The following is a 24562-nucleotide window of genomic DNA, read 5'->3' on the forward strand; positions in this document are numbered from 1 at the left end:
TTATGTTATTATTTTTTCTAATTCATCTCTTTTTATGCCTTTTTTAATTTCAACCGCAATTCTTCTACCCATGCTCATTGGTTCACCATAAGTTAAGTAGGAGTAAGGAGAACCGTTCATAAATGTGTTAGTTCCACCATCAGTTCTTGCACTAATTTCAAAACAAATTACTTCTAAATTATCATTCACTAATGTTTGCATGCAGAATGGTCCGTTTAATCCAGGAGCAACCAATTTTTTAGCACTTTCAGTTAATTTATCGGCCATCTCAAATACTTGAGGAAGTAATGACTCACGAATGACAGCAGGGTGGTTACCAGTTACAACATAAGACGGGCTTAAATCAATGTCTAACTGATCTTTTGCAGGCATTCTTACAAAACCGTCAATACTGGATTCATATCTTGTATCCATACCCATTAATTCAACAGCATCATCAAGTGATGAGTAAAAATAATGTATACAGTAATTACAACCCGAAACATACTCTTCAATGTGCGCCGCCTCTACATCACTGTCATCTAACCAACCACGTGCTTTCATAGATTCAATTTTTGCATTAAATTCTTCAGTAGAGGATGCTACAAAGTAACCTCTTCCACCTCTTGCACCTGGGAATTTAACCATAACTGGGCGGTCGATTTCAGATGGACCGTCATATTTAAATGGAATTCTAACTCCACCCTCAACCAACAGTGCTCTTTCTTTATCCCTTTCTGCTTCCCATCTTAACACGTCTCTGTTTCCAAACATAGGGACATTAAATTTGTCTTCTACATTATCAAGGCCGGCATATGCAACAAAAGATCCATGAGGAACAACAATTGCATTCATTGCTCGGAGTTTTTCTTGAATATCTTCATTGACAATGTCTTTAAATTCATCAACGATTATATATTCATCTGCAACTCCGAATCTTTGATATGGAATTTCTCTTCCTTTTTCACAAACGATAGCGGTTCTAAATCCTTCTTCTTTTGCACCTTGCAAAATATGTAAAGAAGTGTGACTTCCGAGAGTAGCTATTGTGATTTCACTTTTGTCATAATTAGCCAAAATATTTAAAATATCTTCCTTTTTAACTTCTCCCATTTTATCTTCTCCTAAAAGAATGGTGTTTATAAATATGTTTTTAACAATTTATAATATTTGTTATTTAAAAATTTAAAAAGGATAATAAACATATAATTAAATTGAATAATTAAGGATTGGAAAAAATGTTAATTGGTTTAATTTCAGATACACACATCCCAGATAGAGCAAAAGTATTGCCTCAAAAAGTAATGGAAGCATTTAGTGAAGTTGAATTAATATTACATGCAGGAGATTTAACTTCTCCAAAAGTAATTGAAGAATTAGAAACAATAGCTCCAGTCATGGCAATTCAAGGAAATATGGATAGAGTTAATGGAATTGACCTACCAAAAGCAAAAGTTATTGAAGCAGAAGGTCTGAAAATTGGCCTCATACATGGAGAAGTGTACCCAAGAGCAGATAGCAGCCAATTATTATACTTGGCAAAAGAATTAAATGTTGACATTCTGGTTTCAGGACACTCACATCAACCAAAAATAGAACAAAAAGATGGAATATTGCTATTGAATCCTGGAAGTCCTATAGTTCCAAGGCTTGCAGACAGAACTGTTATGTTACTTGAAATTAATAATGAAGAAGTTGATGTTGAAATTGTTAAAATTGGCTCACCAGTATGTAGCGCACTTGATTTTGACCAATATCCGAGGGATTGAAATGGGAAGCAAATGGCAAATGGAAAAACATAATGATCCATATTATAAAAAAGCTAAAAAAGAAGATTATCGTTCAAGAGCCTCTTATAAACTTAAACAATTAGATAAAAAGTACAAGCTTATTAAAGAGGGCAATACAGTGGTTGATTTAGGTGCAGCACCTGGCGGATGGTCACAAGTTGCACTGGAAAAAGTAGGTGAAGAGGGAATTGTTGTTGGAGTTGACTTAAATAGATTTAAAAAATTCCCCGAAGAAAATTATTATGGAATCAGAGGAGATTTCACAACTCCCGAAGTTCAGGAAAAAATAATGGAAATCATTGGTGGAAAAGCTAAAGTGGTAATGTCTGATGCTGCTCCATCACTTTGCGGCATTAAAAACATCGACCAGCTCAGATCAATTGATTTAGTTAATGTGGTTATTGAAATAGCTGAAAACATCCTAGAAGAAAAAGGCAATTTAGTTATGAAAGTATTCCAAGGTTCCGAATATAAAAATATGTTAGATTCACTTAAATCCAAATTCAGACATGTTAGAACCACCAAACCTCCATCATCACGTAAAAAAAGTTCTGAAATGTACGTTGTAGGACTAGAATATATGCCTAATAAAAAAAAGAGAAAAAAATAATTTAAAGATCATTATATGCTTTATTAGCAGTTTTAAGTTTTTCCTTTGCAAAATCAATCCTACTGTCAACTTCATTTGATGGTTTATCTGCATCAAGAGCGCTTTGAACATTTTCAATAGCTGAATTCGCCCTTGTTAACTCCAATTTAGCATCATTATAAATTTTAACATCATCAGCACCACCCGCATAGTAAGTGGCTTTAATACTATCAAACTTTGCAGATAAATTATTATATTCAGATTGCAACTGTGCAAGTTCATCATATTGAGTACCGGAAGATATTTCATTTGTAATTCCGGTGGAAACAACACTATAACCTACATATGCAACTACAATAACTGTAGCAATTATCATAATAATTCCAACAACAGAAATTAACATGGAGGTGGATTTAAATAAGCTTAATCTAGATTTCCTCATATTAATCCCAATAAATAAAAATTTATTTGTTATTACTATATCAATTAATAGTATATTAATGTTGCTTTTTAGGAAGTTCATGCAATATTTTTTAAGGTATGAACAATTAATATTATGACAATGAACTCAACTAATAAAACTCAAACATCAACCGCAAAATTTGAAGAATTTTTCGCAACATCATATAAGGATGATGTATTTAAAATACTCGAAAAATATCCTGATGAGCGATCACTTACTGTAAACTATCAATCATTAGAAATGTTCGATCCTAATTTAGCGGATTTGTTAATTGAAAAACCTGAAGAGGTTATTGCATCTGCTCAAATAGCTATTAAAAATATTGATCCATTAGTTAAAGATGCAGAAATCAATATCCGTTTTGAAAATTTAACAAATGTAATTCCTTTAAAAACTCTTTTAAGCAAGTATATAGGAACATTTGTTTCTGCTGATGGAATTGTAAGGAAAACTGATGAAATCAGACCACGTATTGAAACCGGTGTTTTTGAATGTAGAGGATGTATGAGATTGCACGAGGTTGAGCAAACTTCAGGAAATCGCATTATTGAACCGTCATTATGTAGTGAATGCGGTGGAAGATCATTTAGATTACTTCAAGAAGAATCAAAATACATTGATACTCAAACTGCTAGGATGCAAGAACCTTTAGAGAATTTATCTGGAGGAACTGAACCTAAGCAGATGCTGATGGTTTTAGAAGATGATTTAGTAGATGAATTAAATCCGGGAGATAAAGTAAGAATAACTGGAACATTAAAAACATTCAGAGAGGAGAGAAGCGGTAAATTTAAAAATTATATTTATGTAAACCATATTGAACCTTTAGAACAGGAATTTGAAGAGTTACAGCTCTCTGAAGAGGATGAGGAAAAAATCATCGAATTATCGAAAGACCCTCATATTTATGACAAAATAATTAAATCAACTGCCCCATCCATTAGAGGATATAGAGATGTTAAAGAAGCTATAGCTCTTCAATTATTTGGAGGAGCTGCAAAACAACTCGAAGATGAAACTAAATTAAGAGGAGACATCCACATTTTGATTGTTGGAGATCCAGGTATCGGTAAATCCCAAATATTGAAATATGTTTCAAGACTTGCCCCAAGAAGTATTTACACAAGCGGTAAAGGTACAACTGGTGCAGGATTAACTGCAGCTGCAGTTAGAGACGAACTTGGCGGATGGTCTCTTGAAGCAGGTGCATTGGTACTTGGGGATCAGGGTAACGTATGTGTTGACGAATTGGATAAAATGAGGTCAGAAGATCGTTCAGCACTTCACGAAGCATTAGAACAACAAACTGTAAGTATTGCAAAAGCAGGAATTATGGCAACATTAAACTCAAGATGTTCTGTTCTTGCAGCAGCAAACCCTAAATTTGGAAGATTTGATCGCTATAAAGTTCTTGCAGAACAAATTGACTTACCAGCCCCAATCATTTCCCGTTTTGATTTAATCTTTGTTATTGAAGACAAACCAAGCAGAGAAGGAGATTCAAAATTAGCAGAGCATATTTTGAAAATACATAAAGAAAATACTGTTGAATATGAAATCGAACCAGATTTACTTAGAAAATATATTGCATATGCTCGTAAAAACATCAAACCCCACTTAACTGATGAAGCTAACGAAGTTTTAAGAGAGTTCTATGTAAATACAAGAAATAGCAATTCTGAAGAACAAGGCCCAGTTCCAATCACTGCAAGACAATTAGAAGCTATCATTCGTTTATCAGAAGCCAGCGCTAAAATTAAACTTAAAGAAACTGTTGACAAAGAAGATGCTGAAAAAGCTGTTAGATTGCAAATGGCATGTCTTAAAGAAGTTGGAGTAGACCCCGAAACTGGTGAAATGGATGTGGATATTGTTGGTGGGGGAACACCAAAATCTGACAGAGATAAAATCCAAAGAGTAACTGAAGAAATCAAAAATCTTGAAGAGGAATATGCTGGACAAGCTCCATTAAACGTGTTACTGTCAAATATGAGTGAAAAATATGGAATAAGTGAAGATAAAACTGAACAAATTGTTAAAAACCTTGTTCAAAAAGGAGTTATCTATCAGCCAACCAATGGATACTTTAGGCGTGTTGTCTAAATTATTCAATTTTTATTTTTATTTGGAAATTTTCCAAAATAACAATACATTAATAAATGATTAAATTTAAAATTAGTGTATTATACTTATACTAATTTTATTAGGAGAGATAATTATGGATAAATACGAAGATTTATTAGACAGAGCAATAGACCAATTACCTCCTGAAGTATTTGAACACAAAAGATTCAAAATTCCTAAAGCTTATTCAGATATCCAAGGTAATAGAACATTTATTAAAAACTTTAAAGATGTTTCAGAAGGTTTAAGTAGAGACCCTCAACATTTATTAAAATTCTTAATGAGAGAATTAGGTACTGCAGGAAATATTGAAGGTCAAAGAGCAATTTTACAAGGAAAATTTACTCATTACTTGATTAATGAGAGAATTGAAGACTATGTAGACAAATATGTTATTTGTCATGAATGTAACAGACCAGATACCAAAATTATCAGAGAAGGTAGAATATTCTTACTTAAATGTGCTGCATGCGGTGCAACAGCTCCTTTAAAAACTTTATAATTCTACTTTTTTTTACTTATTTTTTCAGATATTATGTTTTGTCCAGAGTGCGGAAGTACTGATAAAGAAATGGTTGGTGACATCTGCATAGGCTGTTTTTTAAAAAAATTTCAGATGATTGAAATAGCGAAACGTATTGAAGTTCAAATCTGCAGCCATTGCAATAGCAAACTTGAAGAAGGGAAATGGGGGGAAGAAAACATTCCCGAAGAAGAAATTATTTATCGTGCACTTGAGAGGAACATTAAAATCGCTGATGAAGTTGAAAACGAAATCATAAACCTTGAAATTGATCAGATTAAAGGCACAATAGCTTCTTGTTATGTTGAGGTTATTGGTGAAGTTCATGGAACTCAAATTGAAGAAACTCATGAAAGTGAAGTTAAAATCCTAAAAACAGTTTGTCCAACATGCAGCAAAATGCAGTCAGGATACTATGAAACTGTTATTCAATTTAGAGCTGATTCAAGAGAAATAAAACCTGAAGAATATGGAAAAGCTGATGAGATTGTTGAGAGAACTTTAATTAAACAATCAAAAAGCGATAAATTAGCATACTGTCCGCAAATAGCTAAGCTAAAAGAAGGTTATGATTACTACATTGGTTCCTTCAAATCAGGAAAAAAAGTTGCTGAAGCATTGACTGAAGAGTTTGGAGGAATCGTTAAAGAGTCTCCGAGACTTATAAGTGAGGACAAATCAACAGGTAAAGGATTGTACAGAATTTGGATTTCAGTTAGAATTCCTGAATTTGAAATAGATGATTTTGTAAAATATGAAGATAAAATAATCAGGATAAATAGCATCAGTAAAAATAGTGTTTTAGGAGTAGATATCTCCACACACAAAAAGCATAATATTCCTATGAAAAATATGGAAGACATTAAACTTGTTAAAAAGTCATCGGAAATAGGAACTACAACAGTCATATCAAAATCTCCTCAATTCATACAAATTCTAGACCCTCTCGATTATTCAGCTGTGGATTTGAATATGTGTGAGGAATATGAAAAATTAGATGTTGGAGAAGAAGTGAAACTTATCAGAATTGATAGCTACGTTTATTTATTAATTTAAGTGATAACATGAATATTGAAGAAAAGATTCAATTGATTGAAGAAGGAACTCTGGAAGTTATAGATGCAGAAGAATTGAAAGAAGTGCTTAAAAAAAAACAGCCTATAGCTTACACCGGTTATGAACCTTCAGGTAAAATTCATTTAGGACATGCAGTAACGGTACAAAAATTAAAACAATTACAAAAGTTAGGTTTTAAAATTAAAATCCTTTTAGCAGATTACCATGCATTTTTAAACGGAAAAGGAAGTGTTGAAGAAATTGCAGAAACTGCTGAGTACAACAAAAAATGTTTCCAGGCGTTAGGTCTTGATGAAACAACAGAATATGTTTACGGTTCCTCATTCCAATTGAAACCTGACTACACTGATAAAGTTTATAAATTAGCTACTATGACTACTTTAAAAAGAGCAAGAAGAAGTATGGATCAAGTAAGTCGTGCAGACGACAATCCTAAAGTAGCAAGTGTAGTTTATCCTATTATGCAAACTGTTGATATGAGTGCTCTTGAAGTGGACATTGCACTTGGGGGAATGGAACAGAGAAAAATCCAAATGCTAGCACGTGAAAACTTAGAAAAAATAGGTGAAAATGTGCCTGTTTGTATCCACACACCATTATTACATGGCCTTGACGGTGATGCTAAAATGTCTTCAAGTAAAGGAAACTATATCGCTGTAGACGATAGCGTTGAAGAAATATCTAAAAAAATCAACAAAAGTTACTGCCCGCAAGGAGAAATTGAAGGAAATTCGATGATTGAAATCGCAAAAACCTTTGTTTTTCCAAATCAAGATACTTTATTAATTAAAAGACCTGAAAAATTCGGTGGAGACATTGAATTAACACATGATGAGTTGATTAAGGACTTTAGTGAAGGTAATTTACATCCAATGGATTTGAAAAATGGAATTAAGGATTTCTTAATTGAATTCTTTGCTCCGGTAAGAAAGTACATGGAGGAAAATTAAATGGTTGAAGAGAAAGAAGAATTTGAAATGGGTTTGCCTAATGGTGTTGGCGAACAAATGCTTGCTCATGCATTTGAAAAGTTTGACATTAAACTAGAACAAACTGAATTTGGTCCAAAAATTATTGGGGAATATGAAGAGCTTGTAAAAGTTAGAGAGTTTTTAGAAAACGCCATTCGTGAAAGATTAGAAGAATTAGAAGGGAAAAAATAATTCCCTTTATTTTTAATTATAGTATGCAATCGGGACAGATTCCAAGATATGGTGCTACTGCTTTTTTTATATCCGAAGATACTTTGTTTACTCCATTATTTGCATCAATTATTTGATGTTCATAATTTTCAATCAGTTTTAGGTAATTTTCCTTAACATTATTTAAAAATTCTTCATTTTCAAAAGTATCCCTACCAGAAGTTCTTGCAACGGATTTTTTAACATCCAAATCAAGAAGCAACAATAAATCAGGTTTTTTAGCATATTTGTTTAAAACTTCAATCCAATCGGCAGGTTCCTGATAAGCTAAACTTGAAATAAATGACCTATCTGAAATAATTATTTTTGATTCATCATTTAATTTATCCCCCATCAGCATTCTGTCTGCTGCAAAAAGTAAACCTAGGGTTTTTTGAACTCTGTCAGTTGTTGCATCAGGGCGTTGCAGAATCTTTCTAATAAGTTTTCCAACTTCTGAATCAGTCGGTTCAATTAATGTTTCTACTCTGAATCCATTTGCTTCAAGCCATTCTTTTAATAATTGGATTTGAGTAGATTTACCAGCTCCATCAATTCCCTCAAATACTATATACATAAAATAGATTATGTTTTAATTTAATATATAATTAAGTACAAAAACTTAAATGAACAAATCAATCAGGGTGTAGAAATAAAATGGTTTTAAAAGAATTATTAGCTCCGGCAGGGTCTTATGATGTATTAGTGGTTGCAGTTAATGCGGGAGCTGATGCAGTTTACATTGCAAGCCAACAATATGGTGCTAGAGCATATGCTAAGAATTTCACAATAGAAGAAATTGAAAAAGCAGTTAACTACGCTCATCTAAATGGCAGCAAAGTCCATGTAACTGTAAACACATTAATAAACAATTTTGAAGTTGTTGATGTGTTAAAATACTTATTTAAATTATATCAAATTGGAGTGGATGCAGTTATTGTACAGGATTTAGGATTAATTTGGCTTTTAAAGACATTTATTCCGGATTTGGAAGTTCATGCATCAACACAAATGGGATTGAATAATTATTCCTCAATAAAATGGGCCAGTAAGAACAATATTAAAAGAGTGGTTCTTCCAAGAGAAGTCACACTTGATGAAATCAGAAACACCAAAAACCAACTTGAAAAAGACCATATTGACATGGATATTGAAGTATTTGGACATGGCGCATTATGCTATTGTGTTAGTGGAAAATGCTACATGTCCTCATACAACAGTGGAAGAAGCGGCAATCGTGGAGCTTGCGCCCAACCATGCAGGCGAGAATATCGTCTAAAATACAGAGGATACAATATTGGAAATGGTTATTTATTATCTACACATGACCTTGCAACATATAATCACCTAACTGATATTTCAGATGCAGGAGTTAAATCCTTAAAGCTTGAAGGCCGTATGAAATCAAAAGACTACATCGGAACAATTGTTAACAGTTACAGAAACATAATTGATGGAAATTCAGGAGATTATAAAAAAGACCTGCACCTTGTTTTCAATCGTCAATTTACCGAAGGATATATGCTGGGGGATAAACCTGGAGAGGTAATGGGAAGAGGCCATTCTGGTCATGAAGGATTATATATCGGAGATATTGTAAACATTGAAGACACTAAAGTTACAATTGAAATTAAAAACAAAGAAATTCCAATTATTTTAGAACCAGGAGATGGAATTGCTTTTAAATACAATGGAAAAATCAAAGGGATATATTTAGAAAACATCATAAAACAAGATGAAAATGAAATAATCATAGACACTACACGTCTTGTTAAAGTTGGAACTGAAGTATTCATTAGCTATTCTAAATCAACCCACGAATATTTAAAGCAGTTTGAAAAAGAAACAATTAAAAACAATGTTGCTATTGAATTGTCCCTTACTTGGGATGAGGATTTAAACCTTTATACTAAGGTCGAATTTCACCTTGATGATGAATTAATTAATTTCAGACATAAAACACTTGATAAATTTGAAAAAGCTAAAAACAAGCCATTGACTGAAGAGGTAATGGAAAAACAATTGAAAAGGACAGGCAACACCCCATTTTATATTGGAAATATCCGATTTAACAATATGCCCAATGATATTTTCATACCCTTAGGTGAAATTAATCAGATAAGGCGCGAAATCCTAGATACTGCAACTGAATTATTATTAAATCACTACACACCTAATAAAAAATCCATAAAGGCGGTTCGTAAAGATTTAACTAAATTTTTCAAAGATTATACTGAAAATCCCGGCAAAATTAAAAAGAAAACTCCGAAATTATCAATATTTATCGATGATATCGCACAAATCAGATCCGCTTCTGGTTTTGATTTGAAAAGAATTTATTTTGATGGCAATTGTCACTATAACAACCCTGAAGATTACTTTGAAAATATAAAAGAAACTTTAAAGAAAGGCAGTTTGATGGCGGCTCCAACAGAATTCGTTTGGGTTTTATCCTCCTTCATAACACAAGAAGACGCCGTTAAATGTAGTGAAATCATTAAGGAACTTGAAAATGAAGGAATCATTGTTTCTGTAATGGGGGATTTTCCAGGTATGAATGACCTATTTGACTGTCCAATTTATGGAAATCACAATTTGAATGTTTGGAATAGTTTCTGTGTGCATAATCTGAATGCATCCAATTTTAAATCATTAATCTTATCATCTGAACTTTCAGGTGAGGAAATCAAGCAAATCGTGCTTAAAAATCATGACAAGAATATTGATTTGGAAATGATTGTTAATGGAAACTTGGAAGTGATTGTAAGTAAGGACGATTTCACCAATTTAAATGATGGAAAAGATTTCATTATTTCAAATGATTCTGATTATGCAACTTTAGAAGATAAAAAAAGAAAAAAATTCAAATATAAAGTATTCTTTGACTATAACCGACAAAGCCATATTATCAACAAGGATTGTTTATGTTTAATTGAAGAGATGAATGAAATTAAAGAAATGGGTCTTGACTGTTTAATTTTAGATTGCAGATACTCAAATGAGAAATATACTTCTCAAATCTTATCAATTTATACTGAAAGTCTTAAAAATAAAGACCCAGAGGAATTAAGTAAATATAAATACCAAATTATGGATTTCTCACAATCCTACATTAACAAAGGCAATTATATTGAGGGCAGATTACATGAGAATTCCTGAATTACTTGCGCCTGTTGGGTCAATGGATCATCTAAAAGTTGCGATTAATGCCGGTGCCAGTGCAGTTTATCTATCTGGAAAGAATTATGGTGCCCGCAAATACGCGACTAACTTCACATTAGATGAAATTGAGGAAGCAGTAAACATGGCACATATGCATAATGTTAAAGTTTATGTTACTGTCAATACATTAATTAAGGAAGACGAACTTGAAAATGTTATAAACTATTTAGCCAAGCTATATGCAATGGGGACAGATGCTGTTTTGGTACAGGACTTAGGATTAGTTGAGCTGATCAGAAAACACTTACCAAATTTGAAAATTCATGCTTCAACACAAATGACTTGTGAAAATCAGCTTAAAATAGATTATCTTGAAAGTAAAGGAATTAAAAGAGTTGTTCTTCCAAGAGAAATGAGAAAAGAAGAAATTGAAAATCTTAAAACAAATATGGAACTTGAAATTTTCGTTCATGGAGCATTATGTTATTCCTATTCCGGACAATGTCTAATGAGTAGTTTTAAAGGTGGAAGAAGCGGAAACAGAGGAACCTGCGCCCAACCTTGCCGTCAAAAATACCTAATTGAAGGTATGAAAAAACAAGATTATTACTTATCTCCAAGTGATTTGAACCTGTTTAACCATCTAAAAGAGATTGCTGAGTTAGATATTCGCTGCATTAAAATTGAAGGAAGAATGAGGTCAAAGGAATACTTGACTATTGTTGTAAGCAATTATAGAAAGGCATTGAATAGATTAAAAAGTGGAAAAGAAAGCACTTCTGAAGAAATTAATTTGGTATTTAATAGAGGATTTAATGAAGGGCAATTTCTAAATAAATCTAAAAGAAGCATACGTGCAGGCCATATCGGTTTAAAAATAGGTCGTGTAATTAAAAGCAGTGAAAATCAACTTGCAATACGTATGAATGATCATATCAAAACTATGCCTGAGAAAGGGGACGGATTACTGATAGTTAAAAATAATGACGATTATGGTTTTGAGATATCACAAGATCCCCTAATAACAACCTTGAATCATTTCCAAAAAGGTAAAAATAAACCTGTAAAAGACCTGACCCGTAAGAATAAAGTGCTGATTGTTAAAAAAGTATGGCAAAATAAAAAGGCAGACTTTAATTTAAATGAATCTGATGTATACCTAACAAAGAAAAACAATTTATCGAAAAAAGTTAAAGAAATTGAGAATAAAGGTTCAAGTTATGTCAAATCAAAATTGATGCTGACGTTTTCTATAAGAAATAAATATCCTGTCCTGAAAGCAAGATTGACCCTTGCAAACCACAAAGAAGTGACTTGTGAAGTTATGGGAAATACACCATTTGAAAAACCTTTAAAAAAGAGCATCAGTCAAGATACAATTAAAAACCAATTATTAAAAATGGATAAATATCCATTTGAAATTGCACAAATCAATATTAACTATGATGGAACATTATTCATCCCAATTAGTAAAATTAATAAACTTAGAAGAAATTTATTTGAAAAATTAGAAAATGAAGTAATCGACTCATATAAACATGAACCAGAGACCATTAGATTAAATAAAAAGGAAATCAATCAAAAAGAAGCAGAAATTAATTTTTCATTCTATACCAATAATTTAAAGCACCTGGAAAACATCACAGGAGTTAAAAGAGTTTATCTGGAAATTCCACCCCAAGATGATTCATTATCCCTTGAAAATGGAAACTATAACATTAATTACATTGTAAATTTTATTAAAAAAGCTATTGAAATTGCAAATGGTAAAAATTATGAATTGATTTGGAAATGGCCGGATATTGCTCACGATAAACTTATTAAAGCATTGAATAAAGTAAGAGGAATATTAAACAAAATGCACTACACCATTCCAATCATGAGCAATTCCTTTAATGGAGAATATGCTTCCTACTCAATGAACATTGCAAATAATTACTCAATCAACAGTCTTGAGAACTATAAAATATTAACAGTTTCACCAGAACTTCGCAAAAAAGATTATGAAGAGATTATCAAATATTGCATGAACCCCAATAAAGTTGAAATACTGGTTCATGGACGTGTTGAGTTAATGAAAACACGATATCCGATTTTATATGGAAATGAAAGTAAAAGAGATTATAAAAATTATTTAATTGATGAAAAAAAGAACAAGCATCCAATTCATAAAAGTATTTCATCAGAAGAATTGATTATCTTCAATGAACGGGACCTATCACTTATAGACGAAATAGATCACTTGAAAAATCTTGGTTATTGCAATTTCTCAATAGATGGAAGATATAGGAAGGATTCTTATTATAAAATAGTAAATATCTATCAGGAAGCATTAACTGGGAATATCCTCAAACAAGAATTAGAAAAATATTCCCCAAAAAATACACCAGCCAATTATTAAGTCAGATAATATTGGACGATTGCTCGTTCGCACGCTCTTAAGAACCGTATGTATCCGTTTCCGAAGACACTGACAATGCAGAACTTTAACTTACATCCTACTTCTCAACATTGTAGCAGTTGATAGTGACCCAATCCGTAGCGTATTGTGTTGTGGACACATAAACATTATTGTTTTGAGCATATATCCTCCATCACCAATCATTTGAATTAATGATTTTTATTCATTTTATATTCACTTTTTCCACCAACAGAAGCCATCCATGTTATCCATGCCATGCACAAGGCACGGTATCCATTATAGTCATTATTCCTATTTCCTTATTGTCTTTTGACATTTAATGGCTTTCACTTTCCCTGATATCCTTTATCTTCTAAGGATTTAGACTTCATTTACAATTCGCTTACTCACAAATTGTTGTGAGGCCTAAAAAGTTGATCTGCTTCATATCGAATTAATAATGTTACATCACTGCTCAGGCAAATTACTGTAAGGTTACGGCAAAACAACCACATATTTATTGATGATTTCTATGAATTTGCTGTTCAGCAGCAGTTAAATAAATTTAACGTCGCATTCCCCCTATTGTCTTGTTTTGCGAAGACTACAATTCTTCGCTTTCATTAACCTTTTTTCATTCTTTCCCTACTATAAATATGATGAATGCTTTATATTTAATTGGACATATATCATGAACCCATAATCAATTACCAGATTATGAGTTTCAATGGGGAAAATTTCATCATAAAGAGGATTGAAATAAAATTTCGCCGATTTTAACGGATAGATCCTAGCTTGTTGCACAAATACTTTTCAAATGCTCTTGGCAAATTAGAATAACATATCAACTTTATACTATATTTACAAAAAAGGTTTGGTAAAATGTGTGGAGAAAGAATTACATTGCAAAATATTAAAGGCGTTGGAGATAAAATCTCTGAAAAAATAATCAATAGTGTTGGAGGAGAAGAGGAACTCCAAAAAATAGTTGAAGATATTGATGTTGAAAAAATAGCGAATATTGAAGGCATAAGCCAAAGAAAAGCTATTGAAATAATGAATCAACTACTGAATAACCCTGAATATCAGTTTATAAAAAGTGATAGGGCAATGGAGATTTATGAAGATATTATAAACAAGATTTTGGCATATTCTAATACTTCTTATTCTAAAAATAGAATCCTATTACTCTCACCGTCAAAAAATATTGATAAAATTAATTCAAACCTTAATTTTGTAATGACCGCAAAGGAGCATGTTTCACAACTTCCAATTATTAAATTAAGAGGATTAATGAAAAATTTAAAAGAAGTTGAAGAAGTAAAACCGGAATATGACCCAAGTAAAGCCATTATTGTTGAAAGTGAAGAAGACAATTCATATCTTACAGACTTAGGATTGAATCAATATTACCCAATCATAACTGCTAGTGATTCCCCACTACTAAAAGAGGAATTATTGAATTATGATCTAGTATTTTATGTTTATTCTCAAGGAATACTTGATTTTGAAGGAATGCCAAACCTTATTATGATAAACATTGATGAAAATGATTATGAAATTATTCCTGAAAAAATCATAAACTTTTTTATCCAAAATAAAGAATTATTCTCCAAAGTTTATGAAATACAAAAGATTAGAAATAATGAAAGTGTTTTAGGAGAAATAATTCCACTAATTGATGAATTGAACATTATTGATAAGCGTGAAGTGGATATTGAAAAACTTGTACTTTCTCTAAAAGAGGAGATGGATGAAGAATTAGAAAAATCCATCAAACAAGTTGACCTTGAAGGAGGTGAAATTCTCAACTTATTAAACAATAACTTCCCACCAAAAATTAGCAAAATATTCGATGAAATTATAAACAAACGTAAGGAAATTATCCGCGAGAAAACTGGTTTAAGTTTTGATCCATACCTTAGAACATATCCAATTCAAATTGATGAAACAGAAATTCAAAGAGTAACCATTGAACAGGCATCTAAAAAAGAAAACGACATATTCGACATTAAAAAAACAGCCGCAATTGAATTAAATTCTATAAAAGAAAAAGCTATCAAAGAAGTAAACGATACAATCAAATTTGACTATGAATTCAGTTTAGGAAGCTTTGCATACGAATATGATTTATGTAAGCCAGAATTCAGTGATGAAATAAAATTAACAGGAGCAATACACTTAGAATTGGCACTTAAAAAAGATAAAGATCATGTGCAAAATATTGATTATGAATTAAGCAAAAAAGAAAATATTGCACTTCTAACAGGAGCAAACAGTGGAGGTAAAACAACACTTTTAGAAACCCTAACTCAAATATCAATAATGGCGCAAATGGGGCTTCCTGTAAGTGCGGATAAAGCTAAAATAAAATTATTCCATGAGATTTACCACTTCTCAAAGAAAAGATCTCTAGATGCTGGAGCATTTGAATCATTCCTAAATGTGTTCATACCAATCGTTACCACAAATAGTGAAAAGTTAGTATTATTAGATGAACTTGAAGGAATAACAGAACTTGAAGCAGCTGTTAAAATTATATCCACATTTATTGATATGATTAAAGAATCTAATTCTTATGGAGTGATTGTTACTCACATGGCAAGAGAATTAATGAACTACACAGATATTAGAGTAGATGGAATTGAAGCTAAAGGATTAGATGAAGACTATAATTTAATAGTTGACAGAACACCTAAAATGAACTTCCTTGCAAAAAGTACCCCTGAATTAATCCTAAAAAGAATTTATGAAAAATCAGATGATGAATTAAAAGCCGTATATGCCAGAATTTTAGAAAAATTCTAAATGTCGTCAACTTAATTTTTTCTAAAAATTCTTATTTTTTGTATTATTAATATATTATTATTTAATTAAATGTCAATCAAGAAAATAACTTGTTTGTTGATGGAATTTGCTGTAATGGAACCCATGGCATATGTTTGGATAATCTAAATCCGTATTCATGTTCAAAGATATTATTAAAGAAATTGATGGATTAGGAGGTTACTGCTGTAACTGATTTTAGATATTTTTGTTGAATGAAAATTGTAAGCAATAGTAACTTTTTAGCACCATAATTCCCATTTTTAGAAACTTAAGAAGGGGCGTTCATGATGGATTTTTCAATTACTATCATTATTGATAACATAGTTATATCATGTTTAGATTGAATTTGAATTTTTGTAAGCTTTATATATATTTTATGAACAAAAACAATGCTGTTAAGTTAAGATTTATTTTGAATTCATTTTTTATGAGTATTCATACAATTTTGTTAATATTGAATAATTTTTTAAGTTTTAAAAAAAGTTAAAATAAGGAGTTTGGGTTCCTTATTTTTCGATTATTATTGTGTTTTTTATTGTGGATTTTTTGTATTTTGAGTATATTTTGTATTTGCCTATTTTTAAGTTTTTGATTTTTAGTGTTGCGATTCTGTGTTTGTTTGTTGTTTGTTTGTATGTTTTTCCTTCGAATTTGAATGTTATTGTTTTTTTAGGGTTTGCTCTTCCGTTTGTTTTTATTAGTTTGGCTTTGAATATTGTTGTTTTTGTTTTTTTCTTGACTACGTTATTGGCTGTTAGTACTGGTTTGATTTTGATTGTGTTTTTTTGTTTGAATTTGGAGTATTTTGTGGTTATTGTGTATTTTCCAGATTTTTGTAGGATTTCGTATTTTGCGTATCCGTTTTTGTTTGTTTTTTTAGTGTATGTTTTACCGTCAATGGTGAATTTAACTGTTTTTCCAGCCCCTACAGATTTTTTGTTTAGTTTGATTATTTTTACTTTAAATGTTCCTCCTAAAAAGTAGATTATCATGTTTTTGTTTTCTGTTATTGGAGATTTTATGATTTTTAGTGTGGTTTTATATAAACTTGATCCGTAGTCACGATCTCCGTTGAATCTGGTGATAACTAAGTATTTTCCAGGTTTTTGTTTAAGAAGTAAAATTGCATAACCCTTTTTGTTGGTTTTCACATAGTAGTTTTTATTTGCAATTGTGATTTTAACATTTTTATTAACTAAAGGATTACCTTTGTAGTTGGTTAGTTTAACCTTATACTTTGTTCCGTCGTTATAAAACATTAGAATATTTTTAGCCCTTAAATAAGTATCACCAGTTATAATTATGTAATTTGAAAAACCATTAAATACCATTTTAATAGTATTTTTTCCATTGTGTAAATTATTAAAAGTAATACCATTATTTAACAAAGCATTAACAATATTAATACCATTTTTATAGTATGCAACAGGATAGTTAGTCTCCGCATCGTAAATTAAATTTTTAACATTAACAGTAGCTGTTTTTTTAGGACGATAAATACTAAAAATACAATTATAAATCGCACTTGATTTATAAAAATAAATAGCATTACCTTTATTACTATCAGCATAGTTATTAACAAAAGACAACCACTTAATTTACCATTATTAACATTCCAACAAACAGCACCACCAAGCTTTTTAGCATGGTTATTGTTAAAAGAAGAATAACTTAAAGCACCATTAGCACCCTCCCAGTAAACAGCACCACCATAATACTTAGCATTGTTATTGTTAAAAGAAGAATAACTTAAAGCACCATTAGCACCCTCCCAGTAAACAGCACCACCATAATACTTAGCATTGTTATTGTTAAAAGAAGAATAACTTAAAGCACCATTAGCACCCTCCCAGTAAACAGCACCACCATAATACTTAGCATTGTTATTGTTAAAAGAAGAATAACTTAAAGCACCATTAGCACCCTCCCAGTAAACAGCACCACCATAATACTTAGCATTGTTATTGTTAAAAGAAGAATAACTTAAAGCACCATTAGCACCATGCCAAAATACAGCACCACCATAATACTTAGCATTGTTATTGTTAAAAGAACAATAACTTAAAGCACCATTAGCACCATGCCAAAATACAGCACCACCATAATACTTAGCATTGTTATTGTTAAAAGAACAATAATTTGAAGCACCATTATCACCACTCCAATAAACAGCACCCCCATGCTGAGCAGTGTTGTCTATAAAAGTACAACTTGTTATTTGACAATTAAATCCTTGTAAGTAAATAGCACCACCATAATCTGTTACTATGTTATTAGCATTTATGAATCTTATATTTTTTAATGTAACTGGATTGCCTTTTATACAGAATATGCTTGAAGCTGATTTACCATCAAGTGTGTGACCTTGTCCGTTGATAGTTATTGGTTTATTAATTGTTATCACATTGTCACCAGGTTCATAGGCATAGTTTTGATATAGATTTAATGCACCTCCATCAGGAGTAATGTCGATTAGGTTTTGCAAATCAGCAAATGCCGAACCACCTCCCCTTAATTCACTTTTATTCATTTCAACATTCAGTGTGTCATCATTTTCTTCAACTTCTACAATTGTTGTATTTTCATCTAAACCTATTTCAGATGTAGCATTATCCTGTGCCGAAACAGCAAAAATAGATAAAACTATTAAAAAAAGAAATACAATTACGAGTTTGTTTAACTATGCCGAATAAAATGATTCTTTTAAAAATATTGTTGATTCGAAATTTTTATAGAAATGCTATTTGTATTTGAGTTTGTCCAATAATGTGATTTTTTAAAATTTTGATTTTGGAATTGGAGAGAGATTGTTTAAGATTCGGAGTGCTTTTTACACTTGAAATAGTACTTCGAAGATATTTTGGTTTTTACTACTTTCGCTACGGTCTGGAATTATTAATTTTATATTGTTCTCATATGCATATTTTTATTACCTCATCCTCCATTATAATCCATTTATCTGCAACTACTACTTTGAGGATTAATTCCCATTTTCTATTTTTATTTCATGTAACATTTTAAATAGTTCATTGTGGTCTGTAGCACTCTGTGTTAAGTATTGTCCCCACTACCATTCCATTTTTGCTGTCTATTGCAACTTGATAGTTGTAATTTAATCCTATATTGTGTTTTTTATCTTTCATCCATCTTGATTCGGGATCATGTTAAACTAAGTTGTGTTTTCCATCATTAATTTGCCTTTAAAACATCCAGAAAATCAAGAATATAGTTCATTGTCCATTACTAATCAAAGCAGTCTTTTTAGAAGAATTAATGCATTTTTATTTAAATTATCATATAATTTCACTAATTAATTCATCAATATCTTCTTGTTTTTTATTTTTATTAAAATATTTGTGGATTTTGTACCAAATACTATTTTTACATCTGTCCATGCCATAATTTAAAATCAAATTTTGCAAAAATTCAATTTCTTCAATTTTGATCAAACGGAAATTATTCGCATTTGCTTTAACAATGCTTCCATCAACAGCAACGCACTCACCATCAATTAAACCCAAATTAATCCCCAAAATACAGTGTAATGAAAAAATGCATTAATCAACAAAGTGTTTTCCTGTAAAAACAAATGAATAATCGATTTCTTAGCTTTCTTATCATTCAAGATATAATTAACTGATTCATCATTTATTATTTATCCAATCAGCCAAACTTCTACAACTAAATCTATTATTATAAATTCCATAGACAACAAAACCCAATAAATCATCCAAATAATATTCTTTAGACCTTCCATGACTCTTAAAATCACTTTCAAAGAATAATGGAAAATCACGTTTAAAATTACTTACTAACTTTTTAACTGTAAAAACTATATTATTGTTATTCAAATTCTATCCAGAAAAGGTACATGTAAAAATAGCCTGTTCACAAGAGGATTTATCATAAACTAAAGTCATAAATATCAAAACACCTAAACTTTTTGACAAAACCAAAACATTTAAGTGTCACAAAATACATAAAAATAAATTGTGAGAGGATTCTGGTTTTGTAGAATTAAATAACTATTTATCTTCTCACATACTTATAATTAACTACTTTTTATAAAAGAATCTTAAAAATAAACAAATTTTCAATGAAAAAATTAATAAAAAAAATAAAAAATTAGAAAAAATTATTTATTGGACAGACTCATATTACAAAATATTTATTACTTTAACCCAAGAACAGTAAAATTTAGTCAAAAAGAATTTTTCCTAAATATTCTTTAAATTTTCAGGAACATCCTCATGAATAATTTCCCAGATTACATCATCAACGATATTTCATAATTATGTGCAGTGACATTTCTCAAACCAATTAACTGACTCCATTCAATTCCATCATATTCTTCACGGAATTCCTCTGAAAATCTATTTGCAAATTCCCCCATTTGAATAATAACTAATGCACAAGCATCTTTATATAAACTATCTGACATGTAAATTTCTTTATCATCATCAAAACGCTTTAGATAATCATTAATGCAATTACAGTAGTCAATTATGGTTTCAGCATATCTTTTATCTTTTTCGTTCATATAAAAGAACCTCATCCTTACTTACTGCTTCAAGAAATTTTTTATTTGAACTTCCTTTACTAATTACATCAACATGGCACTCAAATTCATCTTCTAAATCTTGAACTAAAGAAACATATTGCAGACCTCTTAAATCACCTTTATCCATTATAAAATCTAAATCACTATCTTCAGTTGCTTCACAACGTGCATAAGATCCAAAAAGGCTGAAAGTATTTATTCCATATTTGATAACTATGGGAAAAACTCTTTTTTTAATATCTTCAATAGTAAACACCATGAAAAATCACCATCAGGTAATGAATTCTTATTTAAGTATATCCCATTCATTAATAATAAATATTTTCGAAGTGATCAATTCGGCTCTTTCAAAAACTTGTGTGATTTTTTTCTTTTTCATTTTTTATGTTCCAATAATTTAGTTTTAGCATGAATCTTGTTAAAAGTCCTTGTTTTATCTTCATTGTTCTTTTTATATGTTTTGGGAATACTTTTTGGAAGATGTTTTCGATTTTATTGTTTGTCGATGGAATATTCGTGTTTTCAAGGTGGTTCGTTAATTTTTTAAAGTTGGGAATGATGAATTTCCATAGGATTTTGTATTGTGAAGTTGTTTGGAGGGTATTTTTTTATCAATCAACATGTCACGTAGTTTTTTAGCATCATCGAGTGTTTCTGCATCCAATATTTTTATAAATGTCTTGTTTTAATTCTGTTAAGATTTCTTTTTCTTCATCTGTTAGTTGGTTTTTATTAAAATAGTCTTTAAATCTTTTTATGTTTTGTTTCACGTGAAATTTGCAGAAATGATGTTTTACTTTTAGTTTATCTATTGCTTCTCGATATTCATGTTTTAAGTCTGTTTCCTATTGATATTTTTCTTTTGATTTCTTAGTGATTCGTTTAAGAATTGATAAATGGTCTTGGAATCTTCTGATTCGACTAATTTGACTGAAACTAAAGTATTCAGTTTAACGTCGAATAATGCTAAAAATATAATATCCAAATCCCATTAATTTTAACCCAAAGACTGTCGAATAAATAATAAAGCATAAATAAGTCCAATTTTGATAGTTAAATTGATAATTTGAGTTTTAATAATATGTTTTCTATGCTTTGGTGTGAGATTTCGATGTTGTGTTGATTTTTTAAGTCGAATCGTATTTTGTGGGAGCCCTGCACCATAAAATTTGATATAAATTTTCAATACACTCAATAACAGGCAATGTAATATTAGAATTAGAATAAACAAGTGAAGATAAATTAGTATATAAAAAAAACTTTACCGCATTTTTTTGCATTTATATTTTTGAATAGTACAAATTTGTTCTCCAATTCTTAAAAAAAGATTAGTTTCCTTTCGTAAGTTCCATTTTTAACAGTATTTTTTGATTTACAACTTGGATAAAATACTAATTCTATTTTTAAAATAAGTTTTTTCCTCTTTTTTTCCAGCCTAATATAGATTATCAGCAAAATATTTTTCACAACCAAATCGAGAAAGATCATCATATTGACGGAATTCAGAAAAACTCTGGAATAAAATCGGAAAGTTTATATTCTTTTAACTCCATACATTCATATGAAGCTTTAATATTCTTATTAGACATATTAATATTTAAGTTCCACCTTATATATTAATTTTACTACTTTTAAATTAAAAATAAAGAAAAAATAGAACGAAAAAATTTCATGGCTCAAAAACTAGTAAAAATTCAAATCACACAAGTTTTTGAAAGAGACTATTTTTTTTGGATGATGATCAACTAAATGTCAGTAATTCCATTCATCTTGATGATTTGAGCTTTTTTGATGAGTATTATGATGAATATTATTCCAAAATTGGATATTATGAATATGAATCACTAAATCAACATATGCAGATTCATTCATCACGCAAAAAGAAGAAAACCTTCAAAATACTAATAAATGACCAAGTAATGCTTCAAGAAGATTTCGACAAAGAATTCCTAGAAATCTTTTTAAAATACTTTCTGGAAGGATTACCCAAAAAAAGTACTAGTAACTGATGGTTATTTAGCATGTCCCACAATAATAGAAAAAAATATACATAAATCATCAACTCTGCATATTCCACATCATAAAAAAACGCACACCATCCTTTAGAAAAATCAAAAAAAAAACTCGAAAAAAGACAACCAATCAAACCAATTATGAAGATACACAAAAATTCCTAAAAAACCCAACAAAAAAATTCAATAAAACCACCACATACTTTTCAAAACTCCCAAATACCAAAAACAAACAATAAAAATCGAAGAATACTTCAAAATAACACTACCAAAATACTTAAAACGAGAATATTATTTAATTAAAGAAATATTAAATGAATTTATCATTATTTTTCATATAATAATTTAATGAAAATAAAATTATAAAAAATCAATCAGCTAAATTTTTTACAATCTCCAGTTTGTATCTTCAATTATATGTGTTGTTTCATCTGAAAGAATTATACCGTCTTTTTTGTTATTTTGAAATATCTGCAAGTCTGAAAGTTTATTTCATTTAGAAAACAATTTCATAGCAATCAAACGTTCATGGTATCTAGTATCATTCTTAGATTAATTTTCATATGTTCTACACGATTATTCCATATGCGAATTTAGAAAATTAAGTCTCTTTCAAAAACTTGTGTGATTTGAATTTTTACTATTTTTTGAGCCACGAAATTTTTTCGTTTAAATTTTTCTTTATTTTTAATTTAAAAGTAGTAAAATTAATATATAAGGTGGAACTTAAATATTAATATGAAAAACAACAATATTAAAGCTCCATATGATTGTATGGAGTTAAAAGAATATAAACTTTCCGATTTTATTCCAGAGTTTTTCTGAATTCCGTCAATATGATGATCTTTCTCGATTTGGTTGTGAAAAATATTTTGCTGATAATCTATATTAGGCTGGAAAAAAAGAGGAAAAAACTTATTTTAAAAATAGAATTAGTATTTTATCCAAGTTGTAAATCAAAAAATACTGTTAAAAATGGAACTTACGAAAGGAAACTAATCTTTTTTTAAGAATTGGAGAACAAATTTGTACTATTCAAAAATATAAATGCAAAAAAATGCGGTAAAGTTTTTTTTATATACTAATTTATCTTCACTTGTTTATTCTAATTCTAATATTACATTACTGGTTGTTGATTGTATTGAAATTTATATCAAATTTTATGGTGCAGGGCTCCCACAAAATACGATTTGACTTAAAAAATCAACACAACATCGAAATCTCACACCAAAGCATAGAAAACATATTATTAAAACTCAAATTATCAATTTAACTATCCAAATTGGACTTATTTATGGTTTATTATTTATTCGACAGTCTTTGGGTTAAAATTAATGGGATTTGGATATTATATTTTTAGCATTATTCGACGTTAAACTGAATACTTTAGTTTCAGTCAAATTAGTCGAATCAGAAGATTACAAGACCATTTATCAATTCTTAAACGAATCACTAAGAAATCAAAAGAAAAATATCAATAGGAAACAGACTTAAAACATGAATATCGAGAAGCAATAGATAAACTAAAAGTAAAACATCATTTCTGCAAATTTCACGTGAAACAAAACATAAACAAAAGATTTAAAGACTATTTTAATAAAAACCAACTAACAGATGAAGAAAAAGAAATCTTAACAGAATTAAAACAAGACATTTATAAAAATATTGGATGCAGAAACACTCAATGATGCTAAAAAACTACGTGACATGTTAATTGATAAAAAAATACCCTCCAAACAACTTCACAATACAAAATCCTATGGAAATTCATCATTCCCAACTTTAAAAAATTAACGAACCACCTTGAAAACACAAATATTCCATCAACAAACAATAAAATCGAAAACATCCTCCAAAAAGTATTCCCAAAA

Annotated in this window: 21 protein-coding genes; 12 read left to right on the top strand and 9 right to left on the bottom strand. The window is 30.0% G+C overall.

Going from position 1 to position 24562, the window contains the following annotated elements:
• Complete coding sequence (locus tag Q9969_RS07130) at positions 1 to 1092, bottom strand: formate--phosphoribosylaminoimidazolecarboxamide ligase (protein ID WP_305555799.1); 1092 nt, start codon at positions 1090 to 1092, stop codon at positions 1 to 3.
• Between the two features lie 116 nt (positions 1093 to 1208).
• Between Q9969_RS07130 and Q9969_RS07135 the strand changes: the two genes are divergently transcribed.
• Positions 1209 to 1748 carry a metallophosphoesterase gene (locus tag Q9969_RS07135; protein WP_305555802.1) on the top strand — a complete coding sequence of 180 codons (540 nt, stop codon included), beginning with the start codon at positions 1209 to 1211 and terminating at the stop codon, positions 1746 to 1748.
• A 1-nt stretch (position 1749) separates the two neighbouring features.
• Positions 1750 to 2379, top strand: coding sequence for an SAM-dependent methyltransferase (locus Q9969_RS07140; protein ID WP_305515630.1), 630 nt, complete (start codon positions 1750 to 1752; stop codon positions 2377 to 2379).
• Position 2380: 1 nt separating this feature from the next.
• On the opposite strand, the gene Q9969_RS07145 is transcribed toward Q9969_RS07140, so the two are convergent.
• Positions 2381 to 2800 carry a hypothetical protein gene (locus Q9969_RS07145; RefSeq protein ID WP_305515632.1) on the bottom strand — a complete coding sequence of 140 codons (420 nt, stop codon included), beginning with the start codon at positions 2798 to 2800 and terminating at the stop codon, positions 2381 to 2383.
• Between the two features lie 120 nt (positions 2801 to 2920).
• Between Q9969_RS07145 and Q9969_RS07150 the strand changes: the two genes are divergently transcribed.
• From Q9969_RS07150 to Q9969_RS07170, 5 genes are all read left to right on the top strand, one after another.
• Positions 2921 to 4924 carry a minichromosome maintenance protein MCM gene (locus Q9969_RS07150; protein ID WP_305556781.1) on the top strand — a complete coding sequence of 668 codons (2004 nt, stop codon included), beginning with the start codon at positions 2921 to 2923 and terminating at the stop codon, positions 4922 to 4924.
• 115 nt (positions 4925 to 5039) lie between these two features.
• Positions 5040 to 5447, top strand: a complete 408-nt coding sequence (locus Q9969_RS07155) for a translation initiation factor IF-2 subunit beta (protein WP_305515634.1) — start codon at positions 5040 to 5042, stop codon at positions 5445 to 5447.
• A gap of 33 nt (positions 5448 to 5480) precedes the next feature.
• Positions 5481 to 6524 (top strand): NMD3-related protein, encoded by a 1044-nt coding sequence (locus Q9969_RS07160; protein WP_305515637.1) that lies wholly within the window; start codon positions 5481 to 5483, stop codon positions 6522 to 6524.
• 8 nt (positions 6525 to 6532) lie between these two features.
• The gene (locus Q9969_RS07165; RefSeq protein WP_305515639.1) at positions 6533 to 7495 is read left to right on the top strand and encodes a tyrosine--tRNA ligase; all 963 of its coding nucleotides are present in this window, start codon (positions 6533 to 6535) and stop codon (positions 7493 to 7495) included.
• Complete coding sequence (locus Q9969_RS07170; protein ID WP_305515641.1) at positions 7496 to 7708, top strand: hypothetical protein; 213 nt, start codon at positions 7496 to 7498, stop codon at positions 7706 to 7708.
• 16 nt (positions 7709 to 7724) lie between these two features.
• On the opposite strand, the gene tmk is transcribed toward Q9969_RS07170, so the two are convergent.
• Positions 7725 to 8303: a dTMP kinase gene (tmk, locus tag Q9969_RS07175; protein ID WP_305515643.1), complete on the bottom strand. Its 579-nt coding sequence runs from the start codon at positions 8301 to 8303 to the stop codon at positions 7725 to 7727.
• Between the two features lie 80 nt (positions 8304 to 8383).
• Between tmk and Q9969_RS07180 the strand changes: the two genes are divergently transcribed.
• From Q9969_RS07180 to Q9969_RS07190, 3 genes are all read left to right on the top strand, one after another.
• Complete coding sequence (locus tag Q9969_RS07180) at positions 8384 to 10885, top strand: U32 family peptidase (protein ID WP_305515645.1); 2502 nt, start codon at positions 8384 to 8386, stop codon at positions 10883 to 10885.
• Positions 10872 to 13289: a U32 family peptidase gene (locus Q9969_RS07185; protein WP_305555805.1), complete on the top strand. Its 2418-nt coding sequence runs from the start codon at positions 10872 to 10874 to the stop codon at positions 13287 to 13289. Before Q9969_RS07180 ends, Q9969_RS07185 begins: the two co-directional genes overlap by 14 nt.
• 882 nt (positions 13290 to 14171) lie before the next feature.
• Entirely contained in the window at positions 14172 to 16097 is a 1926-nt protein-coding gene (locus Q9969_RS07190) for an endonuclease MutS2 (protein ID WP_305555808.1), read from the top strand.
• A 527-nt stretch (positions 16098 to 16624) separates the two neighbouring features.
• On the opposite strand, the gene Q9969_RS07195 is transcribed toward Q9969_RS07190, so the two are convergent.
• The 6 genes from Q9969_RS07195 to Q9969_RS07220 form a co-directional block, all read right to left on the bottom strand.
• Entirely contained in the window at positions 16625 to 17707 is a 1083-nt protein-coding gene (locus Q9969_RS07195; RefSeq protein ID WP_305555811.1) for a hypothetical protein, read from the bottom strand.
• A 1704-nt stretch (positions 17708 to 19411) separates the two neighbouring features.
• Positions 19412 to 19639, bottom strand: a complete 228-nt coding sequence (locus Q9969_RS07200; RefSeq protein ID WP_305555814.1) for a hypothetical protein — start codon at positions 19637 to 19639, stop codon at positions 19412 to 19414.
• Between the two features lie 123 nt (positions 19640 to 19762).
• The gene (locus Q9969_RS07205; protein ID WP_305555817.1) at positions 19763 to 19969 is read right to left on the bottom strand and encodes a hypothetical protein; all 207 of its coding nucleotides are present in this window, start codon (positions 19967 to 19969) and stop codon (positions 19763 to 19765) included.
• A gap of 416 nt (positions 19970 to 20385) precedes the next feature.
• Positions 20386 to 20658: a HepT-like ribonuclease domain-containing protein gene (locus Q9969_RS07210; protein WP_305555820.1), complete on the bottom strand. Its 273-nt coding sequence runs from the start codon at positions 20656 to 20658 to the stop codon at positions 20386 to 20388.
• Positions 20642 to 20938 carry a nucleotidyltransferase domain-containing protein gene (locus Q9969_RS07215; RefSeq protein ID WP_305555823.1) on the bottom strand — a complete coding sequence of 99 codons (297 nt, stop codon included), beginning with the start codon at positions 20936 to 20938 and terminating at the stop codon, positions 20642 to 20644. Before Q9969_RS07215 ends, Q9969_RS07210 begins: the two co-directional genes overlap by 17 nt.
• A 276-nt stretch (positions 20939 to 21214) precedes the next feature.
• Entirely contained in the window at positions 21215 to 21343 is a 129-nt protein-coding gene (locus Q9969_RS07220; RefSeq protein ID WP_305555826.1) for a hypothetical protein, read from the bottom strand.
• A 1066-nt stretch (positions 21344 to 22409) separates the two neighbouring features.
• Here Q9969_RS07220 and Q9969_RS07225 point away from each other — a divergent pair.
• Entirely contained in the window at positions 22410 to 22688 is a 279-nt protein-coding gene (locus Q9969_RS07225; protein ID WP_305555830.1) for a hypothetical protein, read from the top strand.
• Between the two features lie 1559 nt (positions 22689 to 24247).
• Complete coding sequence (locus Q9969_RS07230; RefSeq protein ID WP_305553426.1) at positions 24248 to 24379, top strand: hypothetical protein; 132 nt, start codon at positions 24248 to 24250, stop codon at positions 24377 to 24379.
• Positions 24380 to 24562: the final 183 nt, after the last annotated feature.

Source organism: Methanobrevibacter sp. V74, assembly GCF_963082495.1.
Lineage (GTDB): Archaea > Methanobacteriota > Methanobacteria > Methanobacteriales > Methanobacteriaceae > Methanocatella.